Genomic DNA, 15,884 nt, shown 5'->3' on the forward strand with positions numbered 1-15,884 from the left:
TTGTCAGCCCCGTCATCTCAGCAAAGTGTGCTTCGTCGCAGATCAATGACGGAAGTGACGCATCCCCGTAAAGACCATGGCGATATCCGCTTCATCAGCAGCGGCGATCACTTCTTCGTCGCGAATGGAGCCGCCGGGTTGAATCACTGCACGAATGCCTGCAGCTGCCGCGGCGTCAATGCCGTCCCGGAAGGGGAAGAACGCGTCGGAAGCCATGACCGAGCCGGGTACGGTCAGGCCTTCATCGGCGGCTTTGATGCCGGCAATTTTGGCGCTGTACACCCGGCTCATCTGACCGGCACCGATGCCGATGGTCTGCAGACCCTTGGCATACACAATGGCATTGGACTTCACAAACTTGGCCACCTGCCAGCAGAACATCAGATCCTGCATTTCATCTGCGGTTGGGGCGCGCTTGGTCACCACTTTCAGATCCTGCTGGGTGATCATGCCGTTGTCACGGTCCTGAACCAGCAGGCCACCGTTGACGCGCTTGTAGTCAAAGCCGGGCACGCGCTCACCCCATTGTTCGCAGGTCAGCAGGCGCACGTTTTTCTTCTCACCCACAATGGCCACGGCGGTGTCGCTGGCACCGGGGGCGATGATCACTTCCACAAACTGCTTGCCGATGATGTTGCGGGCGGTGACGTCGTCCAGGGGCTGGTTGAAGGCAATGATGCCACCAAAGGCCGAAGTGGGATCAGTCTGGAAGGCGCGCTCGTATGCGTCGTTGATGGTGGCGCCCACCGCCACACCGCAGGGGTTGGCGTGCTTGACGATGACGCAGGCGGGTTCCTTAAAGGATTTCACACACTCCAGCGCGGCATCCGTATCGGCCACGTTATTAAAGGACAATTCTTTGCCCTGTAATTGCACGGCGGTGCTCACGGACGGTTCTGCCGGATTGGCCTCCTTATAGAACGCGGCCTGTTGATGCGGGTTCTCACCGTAGCGCATCTCCTGCACTTTCAGGAACTGGGTATTGAAGGTGCGGGGGAACGGGGTCTTTTCACCATCGGCTTTCAGGCTGCCCAGGTAATTGGCGATGGCGCCATCGTAGCTGGCGGTGTGTTCGAACGCGGCCAGTGCCAGTTCAAAACGGGTCTGATCGCTGACGACGTTGTCGCCCGCTTTCATTTCTTCCAGCACGCGGCCATAGTCGCTGGCGTTCACCACGATGGTAACCCACTTGTGATTCTTGGCCGAAGAACGAACCATGGTGGGGCCACCGATGTCGATGTTTTCAATGGCGGTGGGCAGGTCGCAATCGGGGTTGGCAACCGTCTGCTCAAAGGGGTACAGGTTGACCGCCACCAGGTCGATGGGGGTGATGCCGTGTTCCTGCATGGCGTCGTCGTCGGTGCCGCGTCGGCCCAGAATGCCACCATGGACCTTGGGGTGCAGGGTTTTCACCCGGCCGTCCATCATTTCCGGGAAGCCGGTGTAGTCGGACACCTCGGTGGCGGCCACGCCGTTTTCCCGCAGCAGTTTGTAGGTGCCGCCGGTGGAGAGAATCTCAACCCCCAGGGCGGAGAGGGCTTGGGCGAAGTCAACGATACCGGTTTTGTCAGATACACTGATCAGTGCACGTTTGATGGGCTTGCTCATGATGGACGTCTGTACTGTATGCGTGAAAGTGAGTGGACAGGGGGGGCTGGCTCCCCGGAAAGGGGCGCATTGTAGTCGGAAACCGCCCGGGATTTAAGACTTGGGGGCTAAAAAACACACCTCCCGGACCCGGTGAGGGTAGGGAAAATCAGGCAAACAGCTCTCTCTCAACCCCTAATACGGCTAGGGGTTGAGGGTAACGTCATGAAAACGTTAAAGATCAGATCAAGCCGTAGGTCTTCAGCTTTTTCCGCAGCGTGCCGCGGTTCAAGCCAAGGAGCACTGACGCTTTGGTCTGGTTGCCTCGGGTGTATTCCATTACGGTTTCCAGCAGCGGTGCTTCAACCTCGGACAGCACCATCTGGTACACGTCGGTGACGGGCTGGCCATCCAGATGCGCGAAATAATTGCGCAGTGCACGGTGCACGTTGTCACGTAGTGTATGGCTGTCCTGGTCTGCTGCAGTGACCAGATGTTGCTTCAAATCGGTACTGCTGGCCGAAGTGGAGCCGCTGGAAAATGGAGTTTCGTCGTTGTAGTTTGTATCGTTCATGCCGCCATTACCTCTCCCTCGATTAGATGCGCAAAGTATTCCTGAGCACTGGCGAGTTGTTCCGACGCTAAGTCAAGCTGGTTAAAACGTGATTTAAATTGTGCTCCCATTGGAAGGTGTTGTACATACCACCCGAGGTGTTTCCGGGCGATACGCACCCCCAAATAGTCGCCATAAAATTCATGCAAACGGCACAAATGCTCAACAATAACCGTCGATATGTCCTTATATGACGTCTTTGGAAGCGTTTCCCCGGTATCGAGATAATGCTGGATTTCCCGAAATAACCAGGGGTTCCCCTGTGCTGCCCGGCCAATCATGACCCCGTCCGCTCGGGTGTGTTCCAGTACCTGTCGAGCTTGCTCGGGTGTTGTGATGTCGCCATTGGCCAGGATCGGGATGCCAACGGCTTCCTTGATTCCGGCTATGGTGTCGTATTCCACCTCACCTTTGTAAGCGCAGGCCCGGGTGCGACCGTGGACCGCCAACGCCTGAATGCCACAGTCCTCGGCAATTTCTGCAATGGTGATGCCATTGCGTTGGTCTGGCGACCAGCCGGTCCGGATCTTCAGGGTAACGGGCACATCCACCGCAGCCACCACCGCTTTCAGGATGGATTGAACCAGTACTTCATCTTTAAGCAGTGCTGAGCCTGCTGCTTTCTTGCACACTTTTTTGGCAGGGCATCCCATATTGATGTCCACAATCTGGGCACCGCGCTCTACACAAAGTTGTGCAGCCTTCGCCATCTGGTCCGGTTCGGTTCCTGCGATCTGAACGGATCGGGGTTCCGGCTCGTCCTGATGGATCAAGCGCAACTGCGACTTGCGGGTGTTCCACAACCGGGTGTCACTGGTCAGCATCTCCGCGACCACCATACCTGCGCCGAGGCGCTTGCACAGTAATCTGAAAGGTTGATCTGTCACGCCCGCCATGGGTGCAAGTACCACTTGGCTTTGCAGGGTGAAGGGCCCGATGGTTAAGGACACGCCGAACTCCTGTTTAAATTAACGCCTAATGGTTTTCAGTCATGCTTAAAGATCGAGCTATGATAGCCGGAAGAACCGCGGGAATAAATATGGTTTTGCCAGGTTTTGTAAAATAATTCGACTATTAGCCGGTTGGGACCATTATTTCGGATAAATGGCCCTTTCTGCTGCTCAGTGCCCCTTAGGATGCACTGGTGTGAGGCAAAAACAGCAGCTCGTAGTTCACGGCTTCGCGGCCGGGATCTTCGATTTCCAGGGTGAGATGAATAGGGGTGTCGCTGGGCATGTTGTCCAGGGCAATGGTTTTGTCGCTGATGTATTCAGACGGAGCAAAGCGCCGGCTCGCCACCGGTTCGCCATTGATGTCTTCAAAGTTCAACTGCACCACCGGATAAGGTTGGTCAAACTGGGCCTGGTTTTTGATGATGACGTCGATCACCAGGGCGTTTTTTTCGAAGGGGTGGGAGCGCACCACCAGGTTGGTTCCCACAATGCTGGCAACATCGCTTTGTGGCGCAGGCTCGCATCCCAGCAAGGGGCAATACTGCTCGATGTAAGGGCGTAATGTGCTGATGCGGGACAGCGAATCGAAGTTGAAATACGCATACTGCCCCGCCAGGGTCAGCAGCAGAAGTACCATCAGGCCGGCCCAGAGGCCATTGCGTGGCGCTGAACTTTGTTCTTCGCGGCCGTATTCCAGTGCGCTCAGGCGGATCTGCTGGTTGATGACTTCGTCGCTGTCGGCAAACAGGTTCTCGGGTGTGATGGCTTCGTCGTCGACGTCTTCCAGTTCGTCGTAATCTTTCAGCTCTGGCTCAATGCGCTTGGACGGTTTGGTCGTTTGGGCAGGGGGCTGGTCTTCTTCCAGCAGTTTGAAGAATTCCTCGGTCTCGTCGTTGCGCAGGGTGTCTTTTGATTTCTTGATGCTCTTGGACAGGGATTTCTGCTTGGCTTTGTCCTGCTTGGCCCGTTCGATGATTTCGCGTTTGTCCTTGGACAGCTCGCGGGCGGCGAAAGGGCTTTTGTCTTCTTCGGGTTTTTCTTCGGTTTGCAAAGCCAGGCCGGTCGGTGCCGCTTTTTTGGGAGTCTCTTCTTCCTCCAGCTCATCGAGCATGGCTTTGGCCCAGGATTCGTCATCGGAGGCAGGTTCACCGCCAAACTCTTCGTCTTCGATGTCGCTGATGGCGAACGGGTCTTCGCTGGAGAAGTTACCCAGGCTGGCGAACGTGTCGCTCAGCTCGTTGCCCCGGCGCGGTTTTTTCTTTTTGGCGGCGGGTTCGTCATCCATGGAAAAGGCGTGGTCTCCGCTGACGATTTTGGCGGGTTTGTCCTCTTCTTCATCCTCGTGAACCAGTTCTTCGGCTTCGTCCTCACCCAGTTCCTTGAGTAATTCTTCAGCCCAGGATTCATCGTTTTTGTCTTTCTTTTTTGGTTTGGGTTCCTGGTAGCCGAACTCTTCCAGGGTGGATTCCTTATCCAGCCCCGCGCGGTATTCTTCGCTGAACACTTCTTCGGATGGTTCATCCAGGTTGAGGTCATCGGAATCGTAGGGGTCCATGCCTTCATCGGATTTCATGTCGAAGGCTTCTTCCACCGGGTCGGGGGATTTGGTGACCGTGCGGCGCTCTTCCACCACCGAGGTTTTGACAATGTGCTCGGCGGCATGGAAAACCTGGTAGCAGGCACCACAACGCACGGCCCCTCCGGCGATGTCCAGTTGTGCCTGGGTCAAGCGGAAGGTGGTGCCGCAATGGGGGCATTTTGTAAGCAGGTTGTCCGCCATGGTCTGAATGAAATCCCTGACTGATTTTTCTTCTGATTCTACACAGTTTAGCGCCTAACGCTGTGATCTGCTGGCTATTTTGGTGCCGGCAGAGGGGTTAGTTTGCTTTTTTACCCGTCAGACGTACCCAGTCGCCGTCGATGGCTGCCGGGTCCATGTTGAACCATTGCTGGTAAGTGGTGCTGACGTCGTTGGCCTGGTCCTGCAGGATTCCCGACAGTACCAGCCGGCCTGCGGGGGCGGTCAGTCCGGCCAGATGTTCCGACAGGCTCATCAGGGGGCCGGCCAGGATGTTGGCCAACATGACGTCCGCCTGGATCTCTGGCATGGCACCGGGGGGAAAGACTTCGATGCGATCGCTTACCTGGTTGCGTTGGGCGTTGTCCCGGGTGGCAGTGAGGGCCTGGGGGTCATTGTCGACGCAGTACACGGTTTTGGCACCCAGCAGAGCCGCCGCGATGGCCAGGATGCCGGAGCCGCAACCGTAATCCACGACGATCTTGTCCTGCAGGTCGGCGCCGTCCAGCCAACGCAGGCAGAGCGCGGTGGTTTCGTGGGTGCCGGTGCCGAAGGCCAGGCCCGGGTCCAGCATCATGTTCACGGCGTTCGGGTCCACCGGCGTTTTCCAGCTGGGGCACACCCACAGCCGTTTACCAAAGGCAATGGGCTCAAAGCTGTCCATCCATTCCCGTATCCAGTCTTTGTCTTCCAGTGCCTCCACCTTGATCGGCAGGTGGCTGCCCAGGTCGCTGTGGATGGCGGCGCAGATCAGGTCGGTGTCCACGTCCGCTTCAAACAGTCCGGTGACGGTGGTGTCGTCCCAGATGGGGGTGGCACCCGGTGGTGGTTCCAGCAGTGGTTGATCCTTGCTGTCTTCCAGGGTGACGGACACAGAGCCCAGTCCCATTAACAGGTCTTCCACATGGCCGGCCTGTTCACCGGTGGTTTGCAGTTTGATTTGAATCCAGGGCATGGAGGCGCTCTTAATCGGTGGTCGGAATCGATTGTGGCGCGCTGGGAACGGTGCGCGCAAAACCCTATGTTACCTGAAAAGTGTTCCGTTTCAGAATCGGGTTTTGCGCGTGGCCGCAGGGGAACCCGGGTCAGTGCTGACCCAGGATTTTCTCCAGATAGTGAATGTCGACGCCGCCTTTGTTGAAGCCGCTGTCCTGCATGATCACATCCTGGTGCAGGGGGATGTTGGTCTGGATGCCTTCCACCAGAATCTCGTCCAGTGCATTGCGCATCCGCTGCAGGGCGATGCTGCGGTCTTCCCCATAGGTGATCAGTTTGCCGATCAGGGAGTCGTAGTTGGGTGGCACTTTGTAGCCGGAATAAATATGGGTGTCCATGCGGACGCCGTTACCGCCGGGTGCATGCCAGTAGTTGATGGTGCCAGGGCTGGGAATGAACGTCTTCGGGTTTTCCGCATTGATGCGGCACTCGATGGCGTGCCCGGTGATGGTGACGTCTTCCTGCCGGATGGAAAGCTTCTGGCCGCTGGCAATGCGCAGCTGCTCCTTGATGATGTCCACGCCGGTGACCATCTCAGTGACCGGGTGTTCCACCTGCACGCGAGTGTTCATTTCGATGAAATAGAACGCTTCGTTTTCATACAGGAATTCGAAGGTGCCGGCGCCGCGGTAGTTGATGTCGATGCAGGCCTGGCGGCAACGCTCGCCCACTTCCTGGCGCAGTTTTTCGGGAATACCGGGGGCCGGGGCCTCTTCCACCACTTTCTGGTGACGGCGTTGCAGGGAGCAGTCGCGATCCCCCAAATAAATAGCGTTACCCTGACCGTCCGCCAGCACCTGGATTTCCACGTGTCGGGGTGTGGTGAGGAATTTTTCCATGTAGACGGTATCGTCACCAAACGCGGCGCGGGCTTCGGCGCGGGTCAGGGACACTGATTTGATCAGGTCCTTTTCGCTGTGCACCACGCGCATGCCGCGACCACCACCACCGGCGGCGGCTTTGATGATCACCGGGAAGCCGATGCTGCGGCCCATCTTCAGGATTTCGTTGTTGTCGTCGGTGAGGGGGCCGTCGGAGCCTGGTACGCAGGGTACGCCGGCTTTCTTCATGGCCTCGATGGCCGAGACCTTGTTGCCCATCAGGCGAATGGTGTCGGCTTCGGGGCCGATGAAGATGAAGCCGCTGTCGGTGACGCGCTCGGCGAAGTCTGCGTTTTCCGCCAGGAATCCGTAACCGGGATGGATGGCGGTGGCGCCACTGATCTCCGCCGCCGCGATGATGGCCGGGATGTTCAGGTAGCTTTCCGAGGCAGACGCGGGGCCGATACACACGGCTTCGTCCGCCAGGCGAATGTGCATCAGTTCCTTGTCGGCGGTGGAATACACCGCCACGGTGGGTATGCCGAGCTCCTTACAGGCGCGCAACACCCGCAGAGCGATTTCGCCACGGTTGGCGATAAGCACTTTTTCGAGCATGGTGAGGGCCTTCTTAGTTGATGACGAATAGGGGTTGGTCAAACTCAACTGGTTCAGCGTTGTCCACCAGGATCGCGACGACGGTACCGGACTTGTCCGCTTCGATCTGGTTCATCATCTTCATGGCTTCGACGATGCAAAGCGGGTCACCGGCCTTCACGGACTGGCCCACTTCCACAAAGGGTTTGGAATCCGGTGAGGAGGCGCGATAGAAAGTGCCCACCATGGGAGATTTCACTTTGTGGCCAGCGGGTTCGTTGCTGGCCGCAGCTGTCGGGGCGTCCTGGCTGGGGGCTGCAGCAGGAGCTGCTGCCACCGGGGCGGGTGCGGGTGCCGGGGCGTAGTGTTGAGGTGCCATGACCATGCCACGATTCAGGTTGCGGCTGATGCGTACCGATTCTTCACCCTCTTTGATCTCAATTTCGTCGATGCCGGATTCTTCCAGAAGCTCGATCAGTTTTTTTACTTTGCGAATGTCCATGTGAAATTCTCTTTATTATGTTTGAAAAGTTGGTCTAAACCCGTTATTTGGCAGCCAGTTTTTGCAGTGCCGCCTGCAGTGCCAGTTCGTAGCCCTGGGGGCCCAAACCGGCGATCACGCCCACCGCGATATCCGACAGGTAGGAGTGCTGCCGAAACGCCTCACGGGCGTGAACGTTGGAAAGGTGAACTTCGATAAACGGAATACCGACCCCGAGCAGGGCGTCACGCAGGGCGATGCTGGTGTGGGTGAAGGCAGCCGGATTGATGATGATGAAGTCGGTGCCGTCTTTGCCGGCGGCATGGATGCGCTCGATCAATTCATATTCGCGATTGCTCTGCAGGCATTCGCATTCATGGCCCTGGCTCTGAGTCAGTGTGATCAGGTTCTGGTGGATCTGGTCCAGGGTCTGGGTGCCGTAGATCCCGGGCTCCCGTGTGCCCAGCAGATTCAGGTTTGGCCCATTGAGTACCAGCAGCTTTGCCATGATGGAGAGTATTCCTTCCCGGATTGATCAGCGGATTGCTCCGGATTATAACGAGTGCCCGCAGCGCATTCCTGTGCTTTGTGGCACTTCTTACAATTGCTTACAAGTTATCTGCGGTTGCTCGCAAGTTCAACGAAGTTAGCCTTTTTTCGCCTTATAAATTGTTACTGAATTTGATGTTGGTCCAAATGGGCGAGGAATTGACTTTTACTTTTGTAGGCATAAATGCGGGCGCTGCTGACCTCGTCACCGCGGGCGTCAAAGAACAGAATGGCCGGTGGGCCGGGCAGGTTGTAGCGTTGCAGGAGAGCGTTGTCCTCCGGGTTGTTGGTCAGGTCAATCTGCAGCCAGCGGTGGTTGCCCAGGCGCCCCTGGACGTCGTTCTGGCTGAAGGTTTCGTGCTCCATTTCGAAACAGGCGGTGCACCAGTCGGCAAAATAATCAATCATCACCGGCTGCCCGTTGGCGCGGGCCTGGGCCAATGCCTGATCCAGCGCCTGTTCACTGCGGATGCGCTGAAACGGGACGCTGGATGCGGTACTGGCGCTGGCGTTACCCGGCGTTGCTGCCGGGCTGGCCAGGAACTGAGACAGAATCAGGGCCACGCCACAGGCCAGCACACTCAGGCCGATGCCCCGGAACAATTTGCCTTTGGGGGTGGTGAATGGATCCAGGGCGCCCAGATACAGGCCGGCCAGGATGCACAGGCCGCCGGCGATTACCCAGGCCAGAAGATCCGGCATCAGGTGTTTCACCAGCCACAGGGCCACCGCCAGCAGCATCACCCCGAACAGGCCTTTCACATTATCCATCCAGCCGCCGGCTTTGGGCAGAATGTTGGCACCGGTCACGCCGATGGCAATCAGCGGAGCACCCATGCCCAGACCCAGGGCCAGCAGGGCCAGGCCTCCCATGGCCCAGTCACCGGATTGCCCGATGTACAGGAGCGCCCCGGCCAGCGGTGCCGATACGCAGGGGGAGACCACCAGCGCCGACAGGATGCCGATGATGGCCACCCCGATGTAGGTGCCACCCTGCTGTTGCTGGCTGATGTTGTTGAGTTTGTTCTGCAGACCGCTGGGCAGCTGCAGTTCATAAAAGCCGAACATGGAGAACGAGAGCACCACAAACACCGCCGCAAAGCTGAACAGCACCGTGGGGTTCTGCATGGCCACCTGCAACTTGGCGCCGGTGAGGCCCGCCACCACACCAAGGGCCGCGTAGGTGACCGCCATGCCCAGCACATAGGTCACCGACAGTGCGGCGGCCTTGCGGCGCGACAAGTCCGTGCCCTGGCCGACGATGATGCCGCTGAGTATGGGCACCATGGGCAATACGCATGGGGTAAAGGTCAGACCGATTCCGATTAAGAAGAACACGCCAAGAATGCTGAACAGGCCGGCTTCTGAGAGAAAGTTCTCCAGGCTGAGGGCATCGTTCGCGTCCAGATCTGTACTATTGGCGGATGCGGTCAGCCCGGCGTCAGGCTTTTTTGCCGGGGTGGCGCTCTCCTTCAGGCCGGCAGAAGGGGGCTCATTGTCCACATCTGTACTGGTGGTGGCCGGGCGGGGCAGAGGCGTCTCCGGTTGGATGTCCGGCTTGGCTGCATTGACATCAATCTGGAACATATCTGTATAGGTCTGGGGGATGTAGCACAGGCCTTTGTCGGCGCAGCCCTGATAGCGGGCATCCACTTCGATGAAGCCGTCGCCCGCCTCCAGTACCGGTACATATATGTCTACCTTTGAATAAAAAACTTCCACCTGACCGAAAATGGGGTCTTCCTTCCACTTGCCAGCCTGCAGATAGACGGGCTCACCCAGGACACCGGGAGTGCCTGCCGTGGGTTCGAATCCGAAACGGTGTTTATAAAGGTAGTAGCCCTCGGCCACGGTAAAGCGGAAATGGATGTGGTTGCCGGCTGTTTCGGCGGTCACCTGGAAGGCCTGGTTGACGGGCAGGAACTCGCCCTCATCGCTGGCGAAGGTCAGGGCGGACAGCCAGCTCAATAGCACGGCCAGAATCAGGTTTCGGTAGGGCATGTCGCTCGGTGCCTAAATCATTTTTTAAGGGGGGCTCAGTGTAACGTTAGACGCATATCCGGCAAAAGGGTTTCACCGGAGGGGGCTGAAAGCCAGGAATGTGAACCCTTTCATGGGTTAAGCGGAAGCGCTGCTATAGTTAAATTTATCCCAACCAACTACTGAGCGATCCGTGGGTAAGCGAACAAGACCGGCAGTCCTGGTTCTTTTATGGGTGGTCTGTACCGCTGCGACGGCGGGAGCACTCCCACTGGAGATCAAGGGCAAAGTACATGATCAATATGGCCCTGTGGGGGTGGAACGGGTGGAACGCTGGGAAAAGCTGGTGTGGGACATTACCTATCACAACACGGCCGACCAGCTGCGGGCGGTGAACCAGTTCTTCAACCAGCTTCGTTTCCGCAGTGACCGCGAGCATTGGCAACAGGAAGACTACTGGGCCACACCCATTGAGACCCTGGCCAGTAATGGCGGTGATTGTGAGGATTTCGCCATCGCCAAATATTTCACTCTGCGCCAGTTGGGGGTGCCCGCCAAGCGCATGCGCATTACCTATGTAAAGGCCCTGCGCCTGAACGAGCCCCACATGGTGCTGACCTATTACCCCGATCAGGGGGAACCCCTGGTGCTGGACATACTCGTGCCGGATATGTTGCCTGCGTCAATGCGGCCGGACCTGGAACCGGTTTACAGTTTCAATGCGGAAGGGTTGTGGAAGGCGCGGACCCGGGGTGAGGACACCCGCCTGGGGGATGCGGACGACATCAGTATGTGGCGGGATTTAAGAGTGCGTTTGGGCTTGGGCAGCCTTTAGCGATACACTCGCGGAATAAACAAAATAAACTAGGCTTTCAGCCTGGACAGCGTGGTGCCTCCCGGGCACGGCAGAGGAGATCGGAGTGAGCTTACATCGTCAAATGGTGCTGTTGATTACCGGATTGTTGTTGGTGTTGTTGGCGGGGATTTGCTACCTGAGTGTGCGCAACAGCCGGGATTATCTGGAGATGCAGATGCACAGCCATGCCCAGGATACGGCCACCTCGCTGGGGTTGTCCTTGTCCCGGCCCCTGGGGCAGGACGATCTGGCAATGGTGCAGACCATGGTGGACGCCATCTTTGATCGGGGGGATTTTTCCGAGATCGTGCTGCGCAATCCGGATGGCGACGTGATTACCCGGCGCAGTGCCGAGGCGCCCCCGCATCTGGTGCCGGAATGGTTTGTGGCATGGCTGGAAATCAACCCCATGCCCGGCATCAGCGAAATCACCGAAGGCTGGCGCCGGGTGGGCGAGGTGCGGGTTTATGCCGACAAGGATGCCGCCAACCGCAATCTGTGGGTGGCCGCCAAGCAGGCCTTCTGGCTGTTCCTGTTTGTGGGCGGGGTCAGCTGGGTGGTGATCCTGATGATCGTGCGGGCGGTGTTGACCCCGTTACGGACCTTGGAAAAGCAGGCGGAGTTGATCTGCAACAAGGACTTCACCGGACAACAGCCGTTGCCCAAGACCCGGGAGCTGAAACGGGTGGTGCAGGCCATCAACCGCATGACCCGCCAATTGAAAGTGCTGTTCGACGAGCAGGTGGCCCAGATCGAGCAGGTGCGCAACCAGGCTTATGTGGATTCCATTACCGGCCTGGGCAATGGGCGCTTCTTCAATGCCCAGTTACAGGCCCGCCTGGAATCCCCGGAAGAGCCATTCAGCGGTGTGCTGGTGCGCTTGCAGGTAAAAGGCATGGGGGAATACAACGAACATTTCGGCCACGATGCGGGCAATCTGGTATTGCGTCGGATCGGGCAGGTCTGGCAGCAGACACTGGAAGCGGTGGAAGGGCATTGCGTGGCCCGGGTTACCGGCACCCGGTTCGCGGCGCTGTTGCCCCATCAATCCGTGGATAAGGTGAAGACCCTGCTGGAAACGGCGATCGGCAAAATGCAGCGCCTGGATGGTCTCAATCTGGGAGGCTCATCGGTGCAGTTGTACGCCGGCTTGAGCCTGTGCAAGCTGGGGGATGATCCCAAACTGCTGGAGGCGCAGGCGGCCGCGGCCCTGGAACGGGCCCAGAGCTACCAGAGTGGCCAGGTGGAAGTCTATGACGAGCGTGACCACGGTGACGCCCTGGCCCCCAGCATGCCCGGTGTCAGCAACTGGGCCAGTTTTCTGGAAGAGGTGATCAGCAAGAAGAAAGTGGTGCTGCATTACCAGCCGGTGATTTCCTGTGTGGACCAGTCCCTCATGCATCACGAGGTATTGGCGCGGGTGGCGGTGGACGGCAAGCTGGTGACCGCCGGCCACTTTATCCCGCTGGTGGAGCGTTTCGACATGGTCAGCCGCTTCGACCGCATGATCATCGAACTGCTGATCGAGCAGCTCAAATCCCAGCAAAACGGCAAGCGGGCACCGCTGGCGGTGAACTTGTCCAGTCACAGCGTGCGGGAGGACGATTTTGATACCTGGCTGCTGGCCATTCTGCGCAATAACCCGGATGTGGCCCCGTACCTGATTTTTGAAGTGCCGGAGCTGACGGTGCGCACCGCCCATGGCAAACTGCGCCGGTTGGCGGTCAGCCTCAAGGAGCTGGGGGCCAAACTCACCATCGACCACTTCGGCACCACCAACAGCAGCTTCGGTTATCTCAGTGGCCTGCAGCTCTATTCCATCAAAGTGGACAGTTCCTACATCCGGGATATCGAGGACAACCTGGATCACCAGTTTTTCGTGCAGTCCCTGGTGCGCATTGCCCACAGCCGTCAGATTCTGTTGACCGCCGAAATGGTGGAAGGGGAGGCCCAGTGGAACCTGCTGCGGCGCTTCCAGCTGGACGGTGCCCAGGGCTATTTCCTGGGGCAGCCGCAAGCGGACCGCGAAGCCGCCTGAACGTGAACGGGAAGCGGCCGGAAGGTTGCCACTGACAGCATAAACAGTTAGCTTAGGGTTCGAATTCCACTGGTCGAGGAAACAGGATTGGACACGCACGAAAACAGAAGCATGTGGGCTAAGTTGATCACCGGTTTGATCGTGGTTTATTTGCTGATTGCGGTGGGGCTTGGAGTGTACTGGAGCTCAGAGCCGGACGTTTGGGATGTGCCGCGGGTGGTGGAGCAGGATGCCGCCGCCCTGGGCAAGCAACCGGCCATTGGCTTCGCCACCACCTCCACCATGATTCGCCTGGGCAACAGCCTGTTGGAAAAACCCGGCGGCTACATCACCAACGACATCACCCCGCCGGGGCTGTGGCTGGACAACATCGCCAACTGGGAATTCGGCGTGCTGGTGCAGATCCGGGACATGAGCCGGGCCCTGCGCAAAGACATCGCCCGTTCCCAGTCCACTTCCCGTGAGGACGTGGACCTGGCCCGCGCTGAGCCGCAACTGCATTTCGACCACAAGAGCTTCTGGTTCCCCTCCACCGAGTCTGAGTATCGTCGCGGTATCCAATACCTGGAGGCCTATCAGGTGCGCCTGCTGGACGACGATGTTTCCAATGCCCAGTTCTATGCCCGCGCCGATAACCTGAGGAACTGGCTGGCGGACGTTGAAACCCGCCTTGGCAGCCTGTCCCAGAAACTCAGCGCCAGTGTGGGCAAAGAGCAGATCAATGTCGATCTGGCCGGGGATGCCGCTGCCCGGCAATCCACCCGGAGCCCGCAGGAAATGCGTCTGAAAACACCGTTCACGCAAATCGACGATGTGTTCTATGAAGCCCGCGGCGCATCTTATGCACTGATCCATTTGCTGAAGGCCATCGAAATCGATTTCAAAGATATTCTGGAGAAGAAAAACGCCATGGTGAGCCTGCGCCAGATCGTGCGTGAGCTGGAATCCACCCAGCAGTCCGTGGGCAGCCCCATGATCCTCAACGGCTCCGGCTTCGGCATTTTTGCCAATCACTCGCTGGTAATGGCCAACTACATTTCCCGGGCCAACGCGGCCATCATCGATCTGCGACGCCTGCTGGAACAGGGTTGATTAAATAGGGTTGATTCACCACTGAATCAATTCGAAGTGCCGTTGCAGGCGCTCAAAATGATGGGGGGCAAGATGCTGAACATAGGCCAGCTTGCCCTCCATCCAGGCTCTAAACTGCGGGTGGCGGGCACGGTTTTGTGAGTGCGGACCATAGCGCACACAGTTGTTCAGAATCGCCTCCAACTGCTTGATCTCGGCCTTGGGCAAACTCTGTTTTTTATTCACCACGACTCCGGCCAGTTGCTGGCGACCCGCGCGGGTCATCACCCGGGTCTTCTCCTCCTTTATTGCAAAGCCTTCATCGGCCGCGATCGACCGGACCTGTCGTTGCAGGATGCGGGTCGCTGCGCGGTCGTGGCGGTGGGATGAAAACGCCAGGTCGTCGGCATAGCGGGTGTAACAAAAACCCTGCCCGTGAGCCGCGGCCTCCAGTCGCAGATCCAGCCGAAACGCCATCAGGTTGGCCAGCACCGGCGAGGTGGGGGCGCCCTGGGGCAGGTGCGGCTGACGATAGCGTTGCCGGGTAGCCAGGCAGTGGATGGGGGATAGCACTGCCTCGGGCGTCTGGTTCAGGCACAGCCCGATCAGTGCCTTGCTCACCGCCAGGTCGTAACCCAGGCGCTGGAAGAGCCGCACCAGCCTGCCCGGCGCAATGCTCAGAAAAAAGTGCTTCAGGTCCATGGCCAGTACCACCGGCCGGTCCACATGCAGGCGGCTGAAGGATTTCACTGAGCGTCCGGCCACAAACCCATGGGCGGCGTCATGCACCGGCACTTTATTCAGCAGGTCATGGTTCAGCTTGCGTTGCAGCGACTTCAGCCGGGATTTTGGTGTTTCCAGTATCCGCTGGCTGCCATCAGACTTGTGGCGCGGCTGGTAGTGGTAATGCTGCAGTTTGCGGGCATCCGGCCGTTGGTTGGGATAGCGCTGGCTGTACCAGTTGAGGTCACCGGGGGAGAGTCCGCACCATTGCGCCAGGTGGTCGGTGTTGTGGAATGGGGGCAGGCCCCAGGCGGAACCTAATGCGGCCCGTTGGGGGGCGGGGATCGCCGTCAGCGGCCATTTCACCACCCGCAGGCGCTGGGAGCGGTAAAGCACGGCAAGGCGCTCGCTGGCTTCCAGCCACTGCTCCAGTTGCATCACCGTCAGCGATCCCCAGTCCAGGTTCCTGGCCAGTTCTTCCGCCAGGGGCAGGGCATCCCTCAATGTCAGGTTCACGCAACCGGCGATGCTGTTCGCCAACCCCACCGGGTGGTGAGCGCCCTCCAGCAGGCTCAGTGCCAACTGCCTGATCAACAACTTCCGATAATTCATGAGAAAACTCCGGTATCAGCCGCCGGTACCGTCAGGAGTCCCGTGCGTGGAGCGCACCGGACATCCTGGCAATGTCATGGGGTGATCCTGAAAAACCCCGGGGTAGCCCCGGAGCGGAGCAAAGCTCGATCTGAACGTGTCCAGGTTGAGGCTCTGTTCCCAAGTCCTGATACCGGAGTGCGCCGGCCGCAACCCGCGCTGGGCAATGGTGC

13 protein-coding genes are annotated in these 15,884 nt (G+C 58.6%); 3 read left to right on the forward strand and 10 right to left on the reverse strand.

What is annotated here, in order from left to right; all coding sequences use genetic code 11:
• Positions 1–42: 42 nt before the first annotated feature.
• The 9 genes from purH to dsbD form a co-directional block, all read right to left on the reverse strand.
• The gene (gene purH, locus D9N14_RS22530; protein WP_290584108.1) at positions 43–1,608 is read right to left on the reverse strand and encodes a bifunctional phosphoribosylaminoimidazolecarboxamide formyltransferase/IMP cyclohydrolase; all 1,566 of its coding nucleotides are present in this window, start codon (positions 1,606–1,608) and stop codon (positions 43–45) included.
• 220 nt (positions 1,609–1,828) lie between these two features.
• Positions 1,829–2,161 carry a DNA-binding transcriptional regulator Fis gene (gene fis, locus D9N14_RS22535; RefSeq protein WP_290584110.1) on the reverse strand — a complete coding sequence of 111 codons (333 nt, stop codon included), beginning with the start codon at positions 2,159–2,161 and terminating at the stop codon, positions 1,829–1,831.
• A complete protein-coding gene (dusB, locus tag D9N14_RS22540; RefSeq protein WP_290584112.1) occupies positions 2,158–3,150 on the reverse strand; it encodes a tRNA dihydrouridine synthase DusB in 993 nt (330 codons plus the stop codon). Before dusB ends, fis begins: the two co-directional genes overlap by 4 nt.
• Before the next feature lie 181 nt (positions 3,151–3,331).
• Positions 3,332–4,933 carry a DUF3426 domain-containing protein gene (locus tag D9N14_RS22545; protein ID WP_290584114.1) on the reverse strand — a complete coding sequence of 534 codons (1,602 nt, stop codon included), beginning with the start codon at positions 4,931–4,933 and terminating at the stop codon, positions 3,332–3,334.
• 97 nt (positions 4,934–5,030) lie between these two features.
• Positions 5,031–5,906 (reverse strand): 50S ribosomal protein L11 methyltransferase, encoded by an 876-nt coding sequence (gene prmA / locus D9N14_RS22550; RefSeq protein WP_290584116.1) that lies wholly within the window; start codon positions 5,904–5,906, stop codon positions 5,031–5,033.
• Between the two features lie 130 nt (positions 5,907–6,036).
• Entirely contained in the window at positions 6,037–7,383 is a 1,347-nt protein-coding gene (accC, locus tag D9N14_RS22555; protein WP_290584118.1) for an acetyl-CoA carboxylase biotin carboxylase subunit, read from the reverse strand.
• 13 nt (positions 7,384–7,396) lie between these two features.
• Complete coding sequence (accB, locus tag D9N14_RS22560; protein WP_290584120.1) at positions 7,397–7,864, reverse strand: acetyl-CoA carboxylase biotin carboxyl carrier protein; 468 nt, start codon at positions 7,862–7,864, stop codon at positions 7,397–7,399.
• A 43-nt stretch (positions 7,865–7,907) separates the two neighbouring features.
• On the reverse strand, positions 7,908–8,351 hold the full coding sequence (gene aroQ / locus D9N14_RS22565) for a type II 3-dehydroquinate dehydratase (RefSeq protein WP_290584122.1): 444 nt from the start codon (positions 8,349–8,351) through the stop codon (positions 7,908–7,910).
• 164 nt (positions 8,352–8,515) lie between these two features.
• Complete coding sequence (dsbD, locus tag D9N14_RS22570) at positions 8,516–10,393, reverse strand: protein-disulfide reductase DsbD (protein ID WP_290584124.1); 1,878 nt, start codon at positions 10,391–10,393, stop codon at positions 8,516–8,518.
• Between the two features lie 172 nt (positions 10,394–10,565).
• Here dsbD and D9N14_RS22575 point away from each other — a divergent pair, with 172 nt between their 5' ends.
• From D9N14_RS22575 to D9N14_RS22585, 3 genes are all read left to right on the forward strand, one after another.
• Complete coding sequence (locus tag D9N14_RS22575; protein ID WP_290584126.1) at positions 10,566–11,207, forward strand: transglutaminase-like cysteine peptidase; 642 nt, start codon at positions 10,566–10,568, stop codon at positions 11,205–11,207.
• 85 nt (positions 11,208–11,292) lie between these two features.
• Positions 11,293–13,266 carry an EAL domain-containing protein gene (locus D9N14_RS22580; protein WP_290584128.1) on the forward strand — a complete coding sequence of 658 codons (1,974 nt, stop codon included), beginning with the start codon at positions 11,293–11,295 and terminating at the stop codon, positions 13,264–13,266.
• A 111-nt stretch (positions 13,267–13,377) separates the two neighbouring features.
• Positions 13,378–14,358 (forward strand): DUF2333 family protein, encoded by a 981-nt coding sequence (locus D9N14_RS22585; protein ID WP_290584130.1) that lies wholly within the window; start codon positions 13,378–13,380, stop codon positions 14,356–14,358.
• Positions 14,359–14,373: 15 nt separating this feature from the next.
• Here D9N14_RS22585 and D9N14_RS22590 read toward each other — a convergent pair whose 3' ends face one another.
• Positions 14,374–15,672: a reverse transcriptase family protein gene (locus D9N14_RS22590; RefSeq protein WP_290584132.1), complete on the reverse strand. Its 1,299-nt coding sequence runs from the start codon at positions 15,670–15,672 to the stop codon at positions 14,374–14,376.
• Between the last annotated feature and the right edge of the window lie 212 nt (positions 15,673–15,884).

The sequence above is a fragment of the Ketobacter sp. genome (assembly GCF_003671495.1).
Taxonomy (GTDB): domain Bacteria; phylum Pseudomonadota; class Gammaproteobacteria; order Pseudomonadales; family Ketobacteraceae; genus Ketobacter.